Annotated in this window: 16 protein-coding genes; 7 read left to right on the plus strand and 9 right to left on the minus strand. The window is 68.2% G+C overall.

Annotated elements, in window-relative coordinates; translation table 11 throughout:
- Positions 1 to 13: 13 nt before the first annotated feature.
- Positions 14 to 1,054, minus strand: a complete 1,041-nt coding sequence (locus DI276_RS01995; RefSeq protein WP_112261738.1) for a methyltransferase — start codon at positions 1,052 to 1,054, stop codon at positions 14 to 16.
- Between the two features lie 96 nt (positions 1,055 to 1,150).
- On the opposite strand from DI276_RS01995, the gene DI276_RS02000 reads away from it, so the two are divergent.
- The gene (locus DI276_RS02000; RefSeq protein ID WP_112261503.1) at positions 1,151 to 2,353 is read left to right on the plus strand and encodes an FAD-binding protein; all 1,203 of its coding nucleotides are present in this window, start codon (positions 1,151 to 1,153) and stop codon (positions 2,351 to 2,353) included.
- Here DI276_RS02000 and DI276_RS02005 read toward each other — a convergent pair.
- Together DI276_RS02005 and DI276_RS02010 are read right to left on the minus strand one after the other, a co-directional pair.
- Entirely contained in the window at positions 2,326 to 2,913 is a 588-nt protein-coding gene (locus DI276_RS02005; protein WP_112261504.1) for an SRPBCC family protein, read from the minus strand. The genes DI276_RS02000 and DI276_RS02005 overlap by 28 nt on opposite strands.
- Entirely contained in the window at positions 2,910 to 3,413 is a 504-nt protein-coding gene (locus DI276_RS02010) for an ArsR/SmtB family transcription factor (protein WP_198680406.1), read from the minus strand. Before DI276_RS02010 ends, DI276_RS02005 begins: the two co-directional genes overlap by 4 nt.
- Before the next feature lie 97 nt (positions 3,414 to 3,510).
- Between DI276_RS02010 and DI276_RS02015 the strand changes: the two genes are divergently transcribed.
- The 3 genes from DI276_RS02015 (at position 3,511) to DI276_RS52915 (ending at position 6,976) form a co-directional block, all read left to right on the plus strand.
- Positions 3,511 to 5,643 (plus strand): RICIN domain-containing protein, encoded by a 2,133-nt coding sequence (locus tag DI276_RS02015; RefSeq protein ID WP_232836388.1) that lies wholly within the window; start codon positions 3,511 to 3,513, stop codon positions 5,641 to 5,643.
- Between the two features lie 83 nt (positions 5,644 to 5,726).
- Entirely contained in the window at positions 5,727 to 6,176 is a 450-nt protein-coding gene (locus tag DI276_RS52910; RefSeq protein ID WP_112261506.1) for an amidase family protein, read from the plus strand.
- 14 nt (positions 6,177 to 6,190) lie between these two features.
- A complete protein-coding gene (locus DI276_RS52915; RefSeq protein WP_157984465.1) occupies positions 6,191 to 6,976 on the plus strand; it encodes an amidase family protein in 786 nt (261 codons plus the stop codon).
- Here the strand turns inward: DI276_RS52915 and DI276_RS02030 are convergent.
- Entirely contained in the window at positions 6,951 to 7,277 is a 327-nt protein-coding gene (locus DI276_RS02030) for a DUF6204 family protein (RefSeq protein WP_112261508.1), read from the minus strand. The two genes, DI276_RS52915 and DI276_RS02030, sit on opposite strands and share 26 nt — an antisense overlap.
- Positions 7,278 to 7,346: 69 nt before the next feature.
- Here DI276_RS02030 and DI276_RS02035 point away from each other — a divergent pair, with 69 nt between their 5' ends.
- Complete coding sequence (locus DI276_RS02035) at positions 7,347 to 7,988, plus strand: thiaminase II/PqqC family protein (protein WP_112261509.1); 642 nt, start codon at positions 7,347 to 7,349, stop codon at positions 7,986 to 7,988.
- A gap of 52 nt (positions 7,989 to 8,040) precedes the next feature.
- The gene (locus DI276_RS02040; protein ID WP_112261510.1) at positions 8,041 to 8,337 is read left to right on the plus strand and encodes a YiaA/YiaB family inner membrane protein; all 297 of its coding nucleotides are present in this window, start codon (positions 8,041 to 8,043) and stop codon (positions 8,335 to 8,337) included.
- A 4-nt stretch (positions 8,338 to 8,341) separates the two neighbouring features.
- Here DI276_RS02040 and DI276_RS02045 read toward each other — a convergent pair whose 3' ends face one another.
- A complete protein-coding gene (locus tag DI276_RS02045) occupies positions 8,342 to 9,820 on the minus strand; it encodes a chitinase (RefSeq protein ID WP_112261511.1) in 1,479 nt (492 codons plus the stop codon).
- 93 nt (positions 9,821 to 9,913) lie between these two features.
- Here DI276_RS02045 and DI276_RS02050 point away from each other — a divergent pair, with 93 nt between their 5' ends.
- Entirely contained in the window at positions 9,914 to 10,678 is a 765-nt protein-coding gene (locus DI276_RS02050; RefSeq protein ID WP_112261512.1) for an alpha/beta fold hydrolase, read from the plus strand.
- Here the strand turns inward: DI276_RS02050 and DI276_RS02055 are convergent.
- The 4 genes from DI276_RS02055 to DI276_RS02070 all read right to left on the minus strand — a co-directional run bounded on the left by DI276_RS02055 (position 10,668) and on the right by DI276_RS02070 (position 16,144).
- Positions 10,668 to 11,498 carry an oxygenase MpaB family protein gene (locus tag DI276_RS02055; protein WP_112261513.1) on the minus strand — a complete coding sequence of 277 codons (831 nt, stop codon included), beginning with the start codon at positions 11,496 to 11,498 and terminating at the stop codon, positions 10,668 to 10,670. The genes DI276_RS02050 and DI276_RS02055 overlap by 11 nt on opposite strands.
- Positions 11,499 to 11,505: 7 nt before the next feature.
- Positions 11,506 to 12,465: an ankyrin repeat domain-containing protein gene (locus tag DI276_RS02060; protein WP_112261514.1), complete on the minus strand. Its 960-nt coding sequence runs from the start codon at positions 12,463 to 12,465 to the stop codon at positions 11,506 to 11,508.
- A 46-nt stretch (positions 12,466 to 12,511) separates the two neighbouring features.
- A complete protein-coding gene (locus DI276_RS02065) occupies positions 12,512 to 15,391 on the minus strand; it encodes an alpha-L-fucosidase (RefSeq protein ID WP_112261740.1) in 2,880 nt (959 codons plus the stop codon).
- A gap of 99 nt (positions 15,392 to 15,490) precedes the next feature.
- On the minus strand, positions 15,491 to 16,144 hold the full coding sequence (locus DI276_RS02070; protein ID WP_157984466.1) for a hypothetical protein: 654 nt from the start codon (positions 16,142 to 16,144) through the stop codon (positions 15,491 to 15,493).

Genomic DNA, 16,144 nt, shown 5'->3' on the forward strand with positions numbered 1-16,144 from the left:
GGCAGATGTGACTTTAGATCGGATGTTTCCGGAATTCGAGCACGCAGCGGTCGTCCGCCACTTCCGTTACCCCTGTCAGCCGCAAACCGTGTGGCTCGGCCAGCTTCTCGAACTCCTGCACGCTCCGCTCCTGCCCGCCGAAGTGCACGAGCATGACGAGGTCCATCTCGGTGCTGGCGCCCATACCTCGGATGGATTCCACGACGATGAGGCGCGCGGTGGCCGACATGGCCTCGACGCAGCGGGCCAGGATGCGGTGGCACTGCTCGTCGTCCCAGTCGTGCAGGATGTTGAACAGCAGGTAGGCGTCCCCGTCCGCGGGCAGCGGGGCGAAGAAGCTGCCTTGTGTCGCTTCCGCGCGGTCACCCAGTTCGGCGAAGTTCTGCTGTGCCGGGCCGACCTCCAGGTCGACGAGGTGGGCACAGATGTCCGGATTCGCGGCGAGAACGGCCGCGAGCAGGTCGCCAGGGCCGCCGCCGACGTCGACGATCTTGTTGAACCTCGACCAGTCGACGGCCTCGACGTACTGCGGGATCCGGTCTTTGATGCGCCAGGTCATCTGGCGGTCGAACGCCTCGCGCAGGTGTGGTTGGTCGGCGAGATCCGCCCAGAAGTCCTGGCCGTAGCGCAGGGGGTAGGCGGGCTCGCCGGTTCGCACGCTGTGGGCGAGGTCGACGAAGGCCAGGTCGGCCCGTCCGGCGGCGGTGTCGTGGTGGAGGAGGTTGTGCAGGCCGTTGCCGGCGTCCGCGCAGAGGTGCGCGCCGAAGTCGGTGGTGCGGTAGCCGGGGCCGGCGCGTTCGACGACGCCGAGGGTGGTGAGGTGGCCGAGCAGGAGCTCGAGTGCGGTCGGGTCGACGTCGAGTTCGGCGGCGAGGTGGGCAACGGTGGCGGCCTCGCTGGAGGCGGCGGAACTGGCGGGCGCGGAGTCGGCGGGCACCGGGCCCGCAGCTCTCAGGCGGTCCGGCAGGCCAAGTGTCACGGCGACTCTGAGAGCCATCGGTGTGACCAGTCCGGCCATCTGCCGGAGCGTTCGTACTTCGTCCTCGTTCCCCATGTAGATCCACCCTGCCACCGCGAGCAACCCCATTTCGGTCCGCACTGAAGCGACAGGGTGCACAACTGAAGTGGCCAGGGCGCTTACCGTGTGCATATGAAGACCAACTGGGCCGGCAACATCACGTTCACCGCGGCCCAGGCCGTCACGCCGACCACGGCCGACGACCTGCGCGCGATCCTCCGCGGCTCCTCCGCGGTGCACGTCGTCGGATCAGGGCACTCGTTCAGCCCCATCGCCGACACCACCGGCACCCTGCTCTCGCTCGCGGCGATGCCCACGGTCTTCGACGTCCACAACCGCACCGTCCGGGTGAACGCCGGCGCGACCCTCGCCGAGCTCGCCCCCAAGCTCGAAGCCGCGGGCCTGGCGCTGCACACGCTGCCGTCGTTGCCGCACATCACCATCGCCGGCGCGATCGCCACGGCCACCCACGGCTCGGGCGCGCGGTCGCTGGCGGGGGCGGTGCGGTCCGTCGAGGTCATGCGCGCGGACGGGTCCACGGTCGAGCTGACGTCCGCGGGCGCGGTCGTGTCGATGGGCGGCCTGGGCGTGGTGACGGCCGTGACGCTCGACGTCGTGCCATCGTTCGAGATTGCCCAGACCGTCTACGAGGACGTCGCCTGGACGACCCTGCTCACCCAGTTCGAGCAGATCTTCGACGGCGCCTACAGCGTGAGCGCGTTCATCGACTGGCAGGGCGGCGCCACGCTGTGGGTGAAGCACCGCGTGGGCGACGAGCCGTACACGTTCCCCGGCCACCCCGCCGACGGCGCGCGGCACCCGATCCAGGGCCAGCCCGCCGAACGGTGCACCGAACAGGGCGGCGTCGCGGGACCGTGGCACGAGCGGCTGCCGCACTTCAAGGCCGAGTTCACCCCGTCCGTCGGCCAGGAGCTGCAGACCGAGTACTTCGTCCCCCGCACCCGCGCCGTCACGGCCCTGCGCGCGCTGGCCGAGATGTCCACGGTCATCTCGCCGTTGGTGCAGGCCTGCGAGATCCGCACGGTGAACGCCGAACCGCAGTGGCTCAGCCCGGCGGTCGACCGCGACAGCCTCGCCATCCACTTCACCTGGGTGCCGGACACCGCCAAGGTGCTCGCGCTCCTCCCCCGCCTGGAGGAGGCCATCGCGCCGCGCCCGCACTGGGGCAAGCTCTTCACGGTGCCGCCGATGCTGCTGGCCGCCCGCTACCCGCAGTGGGAGGCCTTCCGGGCCCTGGTCAACGAGCACGACCCGAAGGGCGTGTTCCGCAACGACTTCCTGACCCGCTACTTCGGATCGGCAGCGTCGAGCTGACGGCGCAACGCCTCCAGCTCGTCGTCGGAAAACCCGTAGGTGGTCGCGACGGACACCTTCGACGAGGTGATCAACAGCCCTGGACCCCACTCCTCCACCACGACCCCGCGCTGGTTGGCGGACTCGAAGAACGGCTTGCCGGAGACGTCCAGCGACACCTCGCGCGGCCAGAACAGCGTGCGCCGCGTGACACCGGGCTGGTACTCGTGCGCGAACTTCAGCTGGTGCAGGAAGGTGATCCAGCCCTCGGTGATGTCGTCGTAGTAGTCGTCCCACTCGGGCGAGGTGCCCTTGGGGGCGCGGGTGAGCACGATGCGCGTGCCCTCGGGCACGGGTGTGAGGGTGAAGGTGTCGTGCCCCTGGACGGTCAGGGTGCGCTCGCCCACCTCGGCGTGCTGGAAGAAGATCAGGTCGATCTCCGCCTCCAGCTCCGGCGCGTCCCAGCCGTGCCAGTGGAAGACCTTCTCCTTGTCCCGGAAGGACTGCCACACCTCGTCGACGGGTGCGGCGACGGTGATCTCGATCCGGACGCCGTCGGCGTCGCTCTCGTGGAAGATCATGAGGAGACTCCTGGGTGGCCCATCGCGACCACCCGGTACGGGCGGCCTGAGTCGGTGTCGTACTTCAACGCGATCTGCCGCACCGCTTCGGCCAGGTCGCTGGTGAACTCGTGGACGTCGCCGGGCGCGCCGAAGCGGACCGTCGTCTCCACGGTGAAGGTGAGCAAGCGCTTTCCGGCGTCGGCCGCGGCCGCGGACATCCGGTCGACCTCGCGTGCCACGCCAGCGGCCACCGACACCAGATGTGTTGCGGCGAACTGGTCCTGGACGCCCGCGTCCACCGCACGGCCGGGGCGGGCGCGCAGCACGCGTTCGACGCAGCCGCGGCGCTGGCGTTCCTCGACCAGCTCGACGAGTCCGGCCTGTTCCAGCGCTCGCACGTGGTAGTTGACCCGTTGCCGCGGCAGGTCGAGGGCAGCCGCGAGCTGGGTCGCCGAGGCGGGCGACTTCAGCAGCTCCAGCAACGAACGGCGCAACGGCGACAGCTCCACGCCCAGCACGGTCCCATTTGACAAATTCATTTGTCAATACCGGAACTCGACCGGAAACAGGCAAGTTCGTTGACGGTTGCAACAAACCAGCTCCACCCTGTGAGCCGTGAGAACACCCCTGCTGGTGGCAGCGTTGGCAGCAGCAGCGATCGTTCCGGTGTGGACGGTCGCGGCGCAGGCCGACGTGGTGCCCGGAACCGCTTATCAAGTGACGAACGTCGGCAGCGGAAAGTGTGTCGAATCGCTGGGATCGGCCAACGGCGCACAGCTCCGCCAACAGACCTGCTCCGGTCAGACCTGGAAGTTCGCGCCGACGAGCGACGGCTATTTCACGGTCGGCGAAGGCGCTGTCTGGGACGTCTCGAACGTGTCCACAACGGACAACGCGCTGATCCACATGTGGCAGAACTTCAACGCGAACAACCAGCAGTGGCGCCCCGAACAGGTGGGGACCGACACCTACCGGTTCGTGAGCCGTCACAGCGGCAAGTGCCTCGACGTGCCCGGCGCGACGACCAACGACGTCCAGTTGGTGCAGTACACCTGCAACGGCACCAACGCCCAGGCCTTCCGGCTCAGCACGCCGGCGCCGCCGGACCCGAACCAGCCCGACTTCGGCCCGAACGTGCTGATCTTCGACCCGTCGATGCCCGCCAGCACCATCCAGGCGCGGCTCAACGAGGTCTTCCGCACGCAGGAAGAGGGTCAGTACGACGCGCGCCGGTACGCGATCATGTTCAAGCCCGGCAGCTACAACGTCGACGTGAACATCGGCTTCTTCACCCAGGTCCTCGGGCTCGGCCTGAACCCGGACCAGGTGAACATCAACGGCCAGGTGCACGTCGAGGCCGACTGGTTCGAGGGCAACGCGACGCACAACTTCTGGCGTGGCGCCGAGAACCTCGCGATCCGGCCGCCGGGCGGCACCAACACGTGGGCCGTCTCGCAGGCCTCCGCGATGCGCCGCACGCACGTCCACGGCAACATGCAGCTCGACGACAACGGCTGGTCCAGCGGTGGTTTCCTGGCCGACTCGGTGGTCACGGGCCAGGTGCGGTCGGGCAGCCAGCAGCAGTGGCTGTCGCGCAACACCGAGTGGGGCTCGTGGACCGGCGAGAACTGGAACATGGTGTTCGTCGGCGCCCGCAACGCACCGCAGAACACGTTCCCCGAGCCGCCGTACACGACGGTCGCGCAGACCCCTGTCGTGCGTGAGAAGCCGTTCCTGAACATCGACGGCAACGGCAAGTACAGCGTCTTCGTCCCGTCGCTGCGCACCAACACCAGCGGCACCACGTGGGCGAGCGGCAACCAGCAGGGCACGAACATCCCGCTGACGGACTTCTTCGTCGCCAAGCCGGGCACGTCGGCCGCCACGATGAACCAGCAGCTCGCAGCGGGCAAGCACCTGCTGCTCACGCCGGGCATCCACCAGGTGAGCGAGCCGATCCGGGTCACCCGTCCGGACACCGTCGTGTTCGGCCTGGGACTCGCGACCGTCATGCCCACCAACGGGAACATGGCGCTCGACGTGGCCGATGTGGACGGTGTGAAGATCGCCGGCCTGCTGCTGGACGCGGCTCCGACGAACTCGCCGTTGCTGATGCAGATCGGAGCACCGGGCAGCAACGCCAACCACGCGGCCAACCCGACTTCGATGCACGACCTGTACGTGCGCATCGGCGGTTCGGCGGTCGGGCGGGCCACGACCTCATTGGTCGTCAACAGTCACAACGTGATCGGTGACCACCTCTGGCTGTGGCGCGGCGACCACTCCTACGGCGTCGGCTGGGACGTGAACCGGGCCGACACCGGGTTGATCGTCAACGGCAACAACGTGACGATGTACGGCCTCTTCGTGGAGCACTACCAGAAGTACCAGACCATCTGGAACGGCCAGGGCGGCCGGACGTACTTCTACCAGAACGAGATGCCGTACGAGGTGCCGAACCAGGCGGCGTGGATGAACGGCTCCACGCGCGGCTACGCGGCGTACAAGGTGGCCAACCACGTCACCACGCACGAGGCGTGGGGCTTGGGCAGCTACATCTTCGCCAACGCCAACCCGAGTGTGGTGGCGGACCGGGCGTTCGAAGTGCCGAACACGCCGGGCGTCAGGTTCCACAGCATGGTGACGATCTCGTTGGGCGGCAAGGGCACCATCGAGCGAATCATCAACAACTCGGGCGGACGGGTGACCGCCGGCTCCACCGAGGCTTACCTGGCGAATTACCCGTAACGGTCCTGCCCAAAAATTCCACTCAGCGGTTCAATCGGTTTTCGACTGCGCATCCCCGTGCTCTGGTCCGCATAGACCGGAGCATGGGGATGTTCACTGAGCAGTTGCAGCACATCGAGTCCTTGAACTCCGTGTACAACGCCTTGACCACCGTGTTCGAGGAGCCGGACGAGCCGACCGGCCCGCTCGCCGGCGTCCTGTTCTCGGTCAAGGCCAACATCGACGTCGCGGGCGCGGCCACCACGCACGGCATGAAGTCGTTGACCGGCAACGTGAAGTCGTCCGACGCACCGATCGTGGCGCGGCTGCGGGCCGCCGGGGCCACGCCGATCGCCCATGCGAACATGCCGACGTTGAACGCCAGAGGCATGCACACGTACAGCGAACTGGCCGGACACACCATCAACCCGTGGGACGCCTCGAAGTCACCCGGTGGCAGCTCCGGAGGTGACGCGGTCGCGGTGGCGACGGGCATGGTGCGCATCGGGATCGGCAACGACGGTGGCGTTCGCTGCGGCTGCCCGCGTTCCTGAACGGCATCTGCGCTTTGAAGCCGAGCTACGGGCGTTACCCGCAGGGCACGATCTACGGCCAGCCAGATCCGTCGTTCCCCACCCGGGTCATGACGGTCGAAGGCCCGCTCGCCCGCACCGTCGCCGACCTGAGGATGGTGCACGACCTGCTGTGCGGTGCTGATCCGGCCGACCCGCGCACGGTGCCGGTACCGGCCGCCGGTGCGCCGGTCGCCAGGATCGCCGGTTTCGTGCCGGGCGATCCCGTGGTCGAGGAGGCGGCGAAACGGCTGGTGGACGCGGGCTACGAGGTCGAGGCGGTCACGCCGCCGCGGGTCGACGAGTCGTCGGAGCTGGCCATGCGGATGGTCGCCACGCCGATCGCGCTGGGGTTCGACGAGTACGTCGCGTTCGCCGGTGAGGATCTCGCCGGGTACGCGCGGAACCTGCTGGCGGTGCGGCCGGCCCTCGACCTCGGCGAGTTCCTGGCGCTCACCGGCACCAGGCTGTCCGTCCAGCGCGAGTGGGCGCGGCTGCTGGACCGATACCCGGTGGTGGTCGGCCCGGTCAGCACGACGCCGTCGTTCGAACCGGACCAGGACCGCCGCAGCCCCGAGGCCCTCGCCGACTACTTCGAGGCGATGAAGCTGTGCGAGGCGACGTCGTTCGCCGGGCTGCCGTCGGTCGCGGTGCCGACGGGGCTGCGCGACGGGCTGCCCACCGGCGTCCAGGTGATCTCCCGGCTGTACCGGGAAGACCTGGCCCTGGACGCGGCGGTGGTGCTGGAAACGCGGCTCACGCCAACCGCTTCGGGCGGTTGATCTTCATCTCGTCCATGTCCGTGACGGTGGCGCGCAGGCCGCGGTAGTCGACGCCGAAAGCGTCGAGGGCCGCGGTCGCGCGCCGCAGTCCTGCCTCGTCCGGCTTCTCGGCGGCGGTCAGGATGACGCGGTAGCTGAAGAAGTCGAGCTTCTCGTCGAACGTCAGCGCGCCCTCCTCGCAGAACCCGCCGCTGCGCAGGAAGTCGAAGCCCTGCAGGTGCTCCCGCAGCGTCGCGCGCTGATCGTCGGTCAGGTCGGCGAAGCGGCCTCGGACGAGTACTCGGTAGGTGTGTTCAGCCACGAGCGAAGATGCTCCCCGAACCGGCTTCTGGTGGCCAACGATTTCCCCGGTGCGGAAGAATCATGGTCCATGAACGCAAAAGAGCTGGTCACGCGCATCCGGACGGAGCTGCACCCCGGTGAGCACGACAACCTCGTGGTGAAACTGATCGAAACCGGACAGGCTCCGCGCGCCGTGATCGCGACGTTCGCCGCGGAGGAAAACCACATCGTGTCGTCGGACTGGCGAACATTCCTCACGCTCGCGGCGAAGGCGCAGGAGCCCAACGCACGCGCGTTCTTCACCCTGCTGGCCGGCGGCGAGGAGCTCGTGCTGCCGATGCTTGCACCGCTCGCGCAGGCCGCCGGCATGTCGGCCAAGGAGTTCCAGAACTACGAGCCCTACCCCGGTTGCCAGGCCTACCCGGCGTACCAGGCGTGGATGGCCCTCAACGGCGAGCCGACCGACGTGATCCTCGCGATCCTGGCCAACTTCACCGCGTGGGGCGGCTACTGCGCCCGCATGGCCAAGGGTCTGCGCGAGCACTACGGGTTCGACGACGAAGCGTGCGCGTTCGTCGACTTCTTCGCCACGCCCGCCCCGCAGCTCGAGGAGCGCGCGATCGCGGCCGTGCAGGCGGCACTGGACTCCGGTTGGCAGCCGAAGCACGCGTGGCGCTACGGCCGCCTGCTGCAGGCCTACGAGCTGGAGTTCTGGTCCACGCTGGCCTAAGTGAGTAGAGGTACTCATGACATCCCGAGCGCCACGCAGGACGCTCGGGATCATGACTTCCGCCACCTCCTCGCACACCCCGACGACCGCCGCCTTCTACGCGCAGGCGGTCGTCTCCTTCGGTCTCTCGCTCACCGCCGTCGCCATCGGGGTCGTGTTCCTCCCCGTCGACGGCTGGGTCCGCGCGTTCCTGGGCATCGCGATGCTCTACACCGTCACCTCGGCGTTCACACTGGCCAAGGTGCTCAGGGACCGGCAGGAGGACACCTACATCTCCAGCCGCGTGGACAGAGCCCGCCTGGACAAGCTGCTGACCGAGCACGACCCCTTCAAGATCGACGCACCCTGAGCGGTCACCTCGGCAGGTAGGCGCGGTGGGACTTGGAGAACTCGAAGTTGTTGAACTTGTCCCAGTTGATCGACCACGTCATCAGGCCGCGCAGGTTCGGGTAGACGCCCTTCGGCTGGTAGCTGCCACACCGCGTGCCCTTGGTGAGGCAGTCGAGCGCGGTGTGCACGTCGGCGACGGAGGTGAAACCGTTGCCCGCGTTGACGGACGCGGGCAGGCCGATCGCGACCTGCTCCTGGCGCAACGGAGCGAACACCTTCGACGTGTCACCGCGCACCGGGAACCCGGCGAGCACCATGTCGGTCATCGCGACGTGGAAGTCCGCGCCGCCCATGAAGTGGTACTGGTTGTCCAGGCCCATCACAGGTCCGGAGTTGTAGTCCTGCACGTGCAGCAACGTCAGATCGTTGCGCATCGCCTCGATCACGGGCAGATAGGCGCCCGTGCGCGCGTCGCCGCCGCCCGCGCCGCCGTAGAACTGGTAGCCGACCTGCACGAAGAACGTCTCCGGCGCCATCGTGAGCACGAAACCCGCGCCGTAGCGGGACTTCAGCGACCGCAGGGCCGAGATCAGGTTCACGATCACCGGCGTGGTCGGGTTGCGGAAGTCGGTGTCGCCGGCGTTCAACGAGAGCGAGTGGCCCTCGAAGTCGACGTCGAGCCCGTTCAGGCCGTACTTGTCGATGATCGCCGAAGCCGACCGCACGAACGCGTCGCGCGCGGCCGTGGTCTCCAGCCGCACCTGGCCGTTCTGGCCGCCGATGGAGATCAGGACCTTCTTGCCCTTCTGCTGCTGGGCCCTGATGCCCGCGATGAAGTCGGCCTCGGACTCGACGTTCGGGCACTCCGCGACCGGGCACTGCGCGAACCGCAGCTCACCGCTCGTCGCGCTGGTGGGCTCGGCGAACGACAGGTTGATGACGTCCCACTCGTCCGGCACGTCGCGCATGCGGGTGTAGCCGGAACCGTTGGCGAAGCTGGCGTGCAGGTACCCGACGAGCACCTTGCGCGGCAACGAACCCGTGGGAGGCGGGCCGGTCGTGGTGGTCGTGGTGGTGGTCGTCGTCGTAGTGGTGGTCGTTGAAGTGGGTGAGGTACCACCCGTGCACGCCGCGCCGTTGATCGTGCAGTTCACCGGGTCGGCAGTGCCGCTTGCGTTGTAGCCGAACGTGACGCTGGCACCGGGCGCGACCGAGCCGTTGTACTCGCGGTTGACGAACGCGTAGTGGTTGCCGCTCTTGGTGAGCAGCGAGTCCCAGTAGGCACCGACGGACGTGGACGCCGGGTAGTCGAACTCGACCTTCCAGGAGCTGATGGCCGCGCTGGTCCCGTTCTTGATCGTCACCGTGGCGGTGTACCCGGTGTCCCAGGACTGCTTGGTGAACGTCGCCGTGACACCGGCGGCGCTGGCAGGGGCGAGGCTCACGATCACGGTGCCGAGCACCAGTGCGGCGACCGCGCTTATTCGAGCGAACAACAGCATGGTTGCTCCGTCCCTAACGTGGCGGCCGGCAGGGGGTCATTCGAATTGGACTAGACCATCAACGTCAAAGTCAAGGTCCTAGACTGCCCAGTCGTGCCCCACGCTCGTGCCGCAGACGGAACCAAGCTCTTCTACTCGATCGAAGGCTCAGGGCCTCCCCTGCTGCTGATCGCGGGCCAGGCCAACTCCTCCCGCTGGTGGACGCAGGTGCAGCCCGAACTCGCCAAAGAGTTCACGACGATCGTCACCGACCACCGCGGCACCGGTGCCAGCGACAAGCCCGACGCCCCGTACAGCACGCAGCTGTTCGCCTCGGACTGCATCGCGATCCTCGACGACGCCGGCATCGACCGGGCGCACGTCTACGGCACGTCGATGGGCGGCCGGATCGCGCAGTGGATCGCGGCCTCGTACGGCGATCGCGTCGACCGGCTGGTGCTGGGCTGCACGTCACCGGGCGGGCCGAACGCGATCGAGCGCAGCGCCGCGGTGCGCAAGTCGTTGGCGCAGATCGACCCGATGAAGGCGCGCAAAGCGTTGGAAGACCTGATGTACACGCCCGCGTACAAAGGCCCGTACAACACGCTCGGCGACCCGAACATGCCACCGCACGCCCGCAAACGGCACCTCTTCGCGAGCGGCGAGCACGACGCGTGGGACGTGCTGCCGACGATCACCGCGCCGACGCTCGTCGTGCACGGGACCGAGGACATCTTCAACCCCACGGCCAACGCCCCGTTGATCACCGAACGGATCCACGGCGCGCGGCTGCACCTCATCGCAGGCGCTCGGCATGGCTACTTCGAGGAGTTCAAAGCCGAAGCCACGCCGCTGGTGATGGACTTCCTCAGCTCGTGACCCACCGCAGGCCGCGCATCAACGCGTGGCCCGCGAACCGCACTCCGGTGGCCTCGGCGATCGGCAGGTACGGCAGCCGCAGCGGAATCCGCGCCCACACGGGCAGGGTGGCCACCGCCGACGCCGACAAGACCGCGTACGGCCCTTTCGCGAGCAGCGGCAGCGGCGCTTTCAGCAGCAGGAAACGCGCCGCCTCCCGAGCCTCGCGCGTGCCCTCCAGCTCGGGCCGGTAAGCGACCAGCCGTGCGTCGAGCTCGGCCTTCGTGCGTGGCGGATCCGGAACGCCCATGGCGTCCGCGATGACCGCCATGTCGGCGACGTAACCGTCGTAGTCGTCGAGCGGTTTCTCGCCGTACTTCTGGTGGCAGCGCAGGAAGCTGTCGACCTCGGCCACGTGCACCCAGCCCAGCAGGTGCGGGTCGTCGGCGCGGTAGGCCCGTCCGTCCGGCGCCGTGCCGTGGATGAACGAGTGCACGCGCGCGAGCCGTGAGATCGCTTCCTGTGCGTCCTTGACGCTCCCGTAGGTGGTCACGCCGACGAACAGGCTGGTGCGCTGCAACCGTCCCCACGGATCGGTGCGGTAGTCCGAGTGCTGGGCGACCGCCGCCATCGCGAGCGGGTGCAACGACTGCAACAGCAACGCCCGCAGCCCGCCGATGAACATGGCGTGATCTGCGTGAACGTGCCGGATCGGCCGGTCTTCGGCGAACATGCGCGGGCCGGGCGCGTCGTGGATCCGCCGCGCGTGCTTCTCCCGCTCCGGACCCGCGACCTTCTCGAACAGGCCGTCGCTCAGCTGCCGCCGCAGTGCCTCCAGCATTCACCCATCATGCGCTCAGGAGGCTGAGACCAGGAAGGAGAATCCACTGGTCCGGCTCAGTGAACGCCTTGTTGTTCTTCGGCCGCAGGCCCGCGTAGGCGCAGCAGTAGGCCACGGCCTGGCCTTCGTAGAGATGCGCGAGGAGCACCTCGAACGTGCTGTCCCGCTCGCTCGGGCCGCCGCCGGGATGCAGGTCCCAGCCGATGGTCCGGCCGTCGCGGTGGATGTTGCCCTGGTTGCCGCTCTTGGGGTTGGCGTACATGCCGTACGCGACGGTGCCCGCGGACAGCAGCTCCATCATGTCGGGTGTCTGGATGAGGTAGAACCAGGGTTGCACCAGGATGCAGCCGCCGGGCACGTCCGTGACGCTGACCGCGAGCTCGGTGTCGTCGCCGAACGGAGCGGGCCACCAGTCCCCCGCCGGAACCGTGGGCGGGACGTCGGCGGCGGGCACCACGGTGGCGTTCAGCCTGCGGGTCGCCTCCGCCGCGTCGATGCCCGCGACGCAGGCCATGCTGTAGCCGTCGTAGTGCGGGAAGTCCTTCAGCGCGAGGATCAGCCGGCCGGCCTCGCGGACCGCCAGCTGCTCGGCGCCGGTCAGCACCTCGTCGGACGGGATGACGTGCCGGGTCGCGCGGCTCAGCCGAGCCGGCGACCAGCCGGACATCATGGGGCGCACCGGATCCGCCCCGGCGGCAAGCAACGCCTGCGCGATGTCGGGCTTGCCCTCGTACACGGCCCGCCACAACGCGCTCCGGCCGTCGTTCAGCTGATCGACGTCGTCGACCCGAGCGGCCACCTCCGCCACGGTCTCGGCCGTCCCGAATTCGACCGCGCAGTGCAGTGGCGTCATCCAGAACGGGCCTGTGTTCGGGTCGGCGCCCGCGTCGAGCCTGCGCCGCACGGCGTTCGCGCTCTGCCAGCCGGCGGACGGAAAGCCTTGCCAGCCCTGAAGTTCTTCCCCCATGAGAACGGCACCCTACCGAGGCAGGGTGCCGTTCCGCGCAACGGGTTCAGGCGAGCGCGATCTGGTCCAGATCAGGCGCACCGGCGGTGTCGTTGCCGAACTTGATCGTGTTCGCCCCGGCGTTCAACGTCACCGGGATCTCGGCCACGTACGGGGTGTTGTTCCCGAGCCCGTTCAGCTTGACCTCGACCGGCGCAGCACCGTTCACCGACACGAAGTACGACCGCGGCCCGTTCACCGTGAACTGGATGAACAACCGGTACGCGCGAGCCTCGGGCACGACCACGTTCGGGAAGGTCACGGAAGCCTCCGGGCTGCCACCGATGTTGCGCACCTTCTCGCTGCCCGAACACGCGCCGCACCCGGTGAGACCCGTGCTGCCGAACATGTTCGCCGAGTCCTCCGCCTCCCGCACGAACACGCGGTCAGCGGGCCTGGTCCGCACCGGCACCGCACCCGACACCTTGCGGTCCGAGCTCAGCAGCTGGAACGACGCGTTGACCGGAATGCTGACCGAGCCGACGTCTTGTCCGGCAGGCGAAACAGCGGTCCAGACCCCTTCCAGCACACCGGCCAGCCGCATCGAGGCGCGCGTGGCGGGCGAACCGGTCAACGTCCACCCGGCCGGCAACACCGGCACCAGCGACACGTTGTCGATCTGGTCGTCGGCGTCGAGGCGCAGGCGGGCGGTGATCTTCACGGACTGCTGCCCCGGCGCGACCCATTGGATGCCATGGGGTTGCACGGTCAATGTCGTCTTCGGCGTGTAGTTCGCCGGCGGCAGGCCACCGACCGCGATCCGGTCCAGGCCGACCGACTTGCCCGTGCTGAACACCTTCACCGTGTTGCGCCCGGTGTTCAACGGCACCGCGAGCGACGTCGGGCCGGGCACGTCGGCACGATCGGCAGGCACCGCAACGGAAACCGGAGCGGCGCCGTTCACCGACACCGAGACCGACGACGCCGCAGCCGACGTCAGGTCCAGCCGCAGGTTGTAAGTCCCGGCAGCAGCAACGGAAACATCGCGGTAGGTCACGGCGTTGCGCTCGCCATCAAACCCGGTCACCTGGCGCGAACCGGAACAGGCCTTGCAGAACTCGCTGCGCGCCGAACCCGACCGCACGGCGTCCTCAGCCTCCAGTGCACCGTCCCGGACCGACCGCGGGTAGCTGTGGCCGACCCGGATCTCGTCGATCTTCAGTTCCTTGAAGTAGACCGGAGCTTGTGGACCACCCCACGTGTCGAGCACGGTCAGCCGGAGCCACCGGGCGTTGACCGCACCGATGTCGACGAACTGGGTGCCACGCGCGGAAGGCAAGGCACCAGTGCGGACGTGCCGCCAGTCGCGGCCGTCGTCGGACGCCGTCAGCTGGTAGTTCTTGATCCGCGACGAGTCCTCGGGACGGCCGAACGACACGCGGGCGTGCGTCGGCGACGACTCGCGCTGGTTGATCGCGAGGAACGCGGCCTCCTTGCGGCGCCCGAGGTCCAGCGAGATCGAGACGGGCTGGGCAGCGTTGGCGTCCCAGTACGTCTCGAAGCTGCCGTCGGTCAGGTTCGCGGCGGGGAAACCGGCCTCAGAGGACGTGGCGTAGGCCTTGACGCCGTCGTAGAACCCTTGCTGTCCGGCCGTTTCCACCGCGAACACGGTGTCGTACTCGTCCCACGCGGTGATGCCCTCGATCGTCAGGTGCCCGGCGGACTGCGAGAACTTCATCCGCTCGCCGGTCCGCAGGTCCCGCACGCCCGTGACCCGATACCCGTTGTCCCGCAACCGAACGAAGTCTGCGCGCGGGCGAGTGACCACGTGCACGTACTGCTTGCCGGTCGTCGGGTTGATGGTGATCACGCCGTGCGCGCCGTCGTTCCAGAACCCCGGCTGCATACCGCCGTACAGGTATCCGGCGCCCTCGACGCCCTGGATGGACTCGCGGATCGGCGGCACCCAGGTCGACATGAAGTTGTTGTACGCCTCCTGCTGCGCGGGCATGCGACCGTTCACCATCGGCGTCTCGGCCATCAGCGACTTGATCGACGAGCCCGCGTTGGTGATGTACCGGCCGGTGTTCAGGCGCGTGTCGACGGCGTGGTTGCCGCCGTCGTACCACCAGTCGCCGGTGTTGGGCAGCTTGTAGCAGGCCTCGGAGAGCCGCGGCATCGGCGTGAACGTCGCGGCCGGGTAGTCGTAGGACGGGAACATGCCGGTCTTCTGCTCGTTCGAGACCGTGTCCATGATCGGCGTGTCCTCGTTGTTGTTGCTCAACAACCAGGTGGGCTGCAGCTGCCGGATCTGCTCGTAGAGCTTGTTGCGCTCCCAGTACTCGTTGTCGTTGTCGATCCAGAAGCCCGCGAGGTCGTTGTAGTTCTTCATGACCTCGAAGAAGAGGTCGTAGCTGTACTTGCCGAAGCCCTCGCGCGTGGTGAGGTCGACCTGCTCGCCCTTGTGGGCGGAGTAGGCGGCGGAGTCGAGCATCTGCACGCCCTGCTCGCTGTGCCACTGCGGGTCGTCGGTCATGTAGAGGATGACCTTGACGCCCTTGGCCTTGCCCGCCTTGGTGAGCTCACCGAGCAGGTCGCGCTGGGTCGCGCAGCTGCCGGGGATCTTCGACGGCCACGGGCGCGCGTAGCCGAGGCGGGAGTGGAACGTCGCGAGCACGACGTAGGAGGCGCCGAGCTTCTGGGCCTCGTCGATCCAGTAGTCGGGGGTCCACCCGCCGCCGGTGACGTCGCGCTCCCACTCGGCGCAGTTCAGGTGCTTCGGGGCGGTGAACATGCCCCAGTGCAGGAACAGGCCGGCGGTGGACTTGCGCAGCCACTCCTGTCTCGGGTGTTGCACCTCGGCCTGCGCGGCGGCAGGCAGGACGACCGTGACCAGGCCAGCGAGCAGCGCGGCCACTACGGCCACACACAAACGACGTAGTGCCATGACCATCGCTTTTCTCGTCGGGGCGGCGGCGAGAGGTCCGATGATTACACCCGGAACTACGCAGTTCAAGCCTTCGGGACGCCTAAGTCGTCGGAGCTGTCAGGACACCTGCACGGCCGGATCGGCTTTCAGAGTGCCGTCGCGCAGCCACCACCTGGTCAGCGAGACGCCGCTCGGGCAGCAGTTGGCGTCGCTCGGCCGGTACCAGAGCTCCTTGACGGTGATCGCGCCCTTCTCGAACTGCGGCTCGGTCAGCAACGGCACGTGCGGCGCGTCGTCGCGCATCGTCGTCGTGCCGATCTCCCCCACCAGTTCGAGGTTGCCGTCGTGGGAACGCACCACCACGAGCCCGAACGCGAGCTGGCTCGACGCGGTACCGCCACCGTTGTCACAGCCGACGTTGACCGCCGCCTCGTCCTGGCCGTCCGCATCGATGTCGCCGTACCAGACGGGCTTGAAGGTGTTGATCCACAGCCCGACCTCGCCCCAGAGCGTGGACGTGGCGTTCACCTTGCCGTCCCGCATCGTGATCGGCTGTTCCACGCCGCAGAAGGCCGCGGTCAGCGTCGCCTGCTGCCAGTCCACGGCACGCAGGTCGCGGAAGGCCTTGGCAAGCGACGGCTTGGCGCCGGTGGCGGGTCCGACCGTCTGGACGATCGAGCTGACCACCTGCGGTCCGCCGGTGATCTTGGGGCCGGCCACGGGGTCGCCACAGGCGGCCAGCAGCAACAGCAACGGGAGAAGACGTCTCAC

This window comes from Lentzea terrae (assembly GCF_003265345.1).
GTDB classification, from domain to species: domain Bacteria; phylum Actinomycetota; class Actinomycetes; order Mycobacteriales; family Pseudonocardiaceae; genus Lentzea; species Lentzea terrae.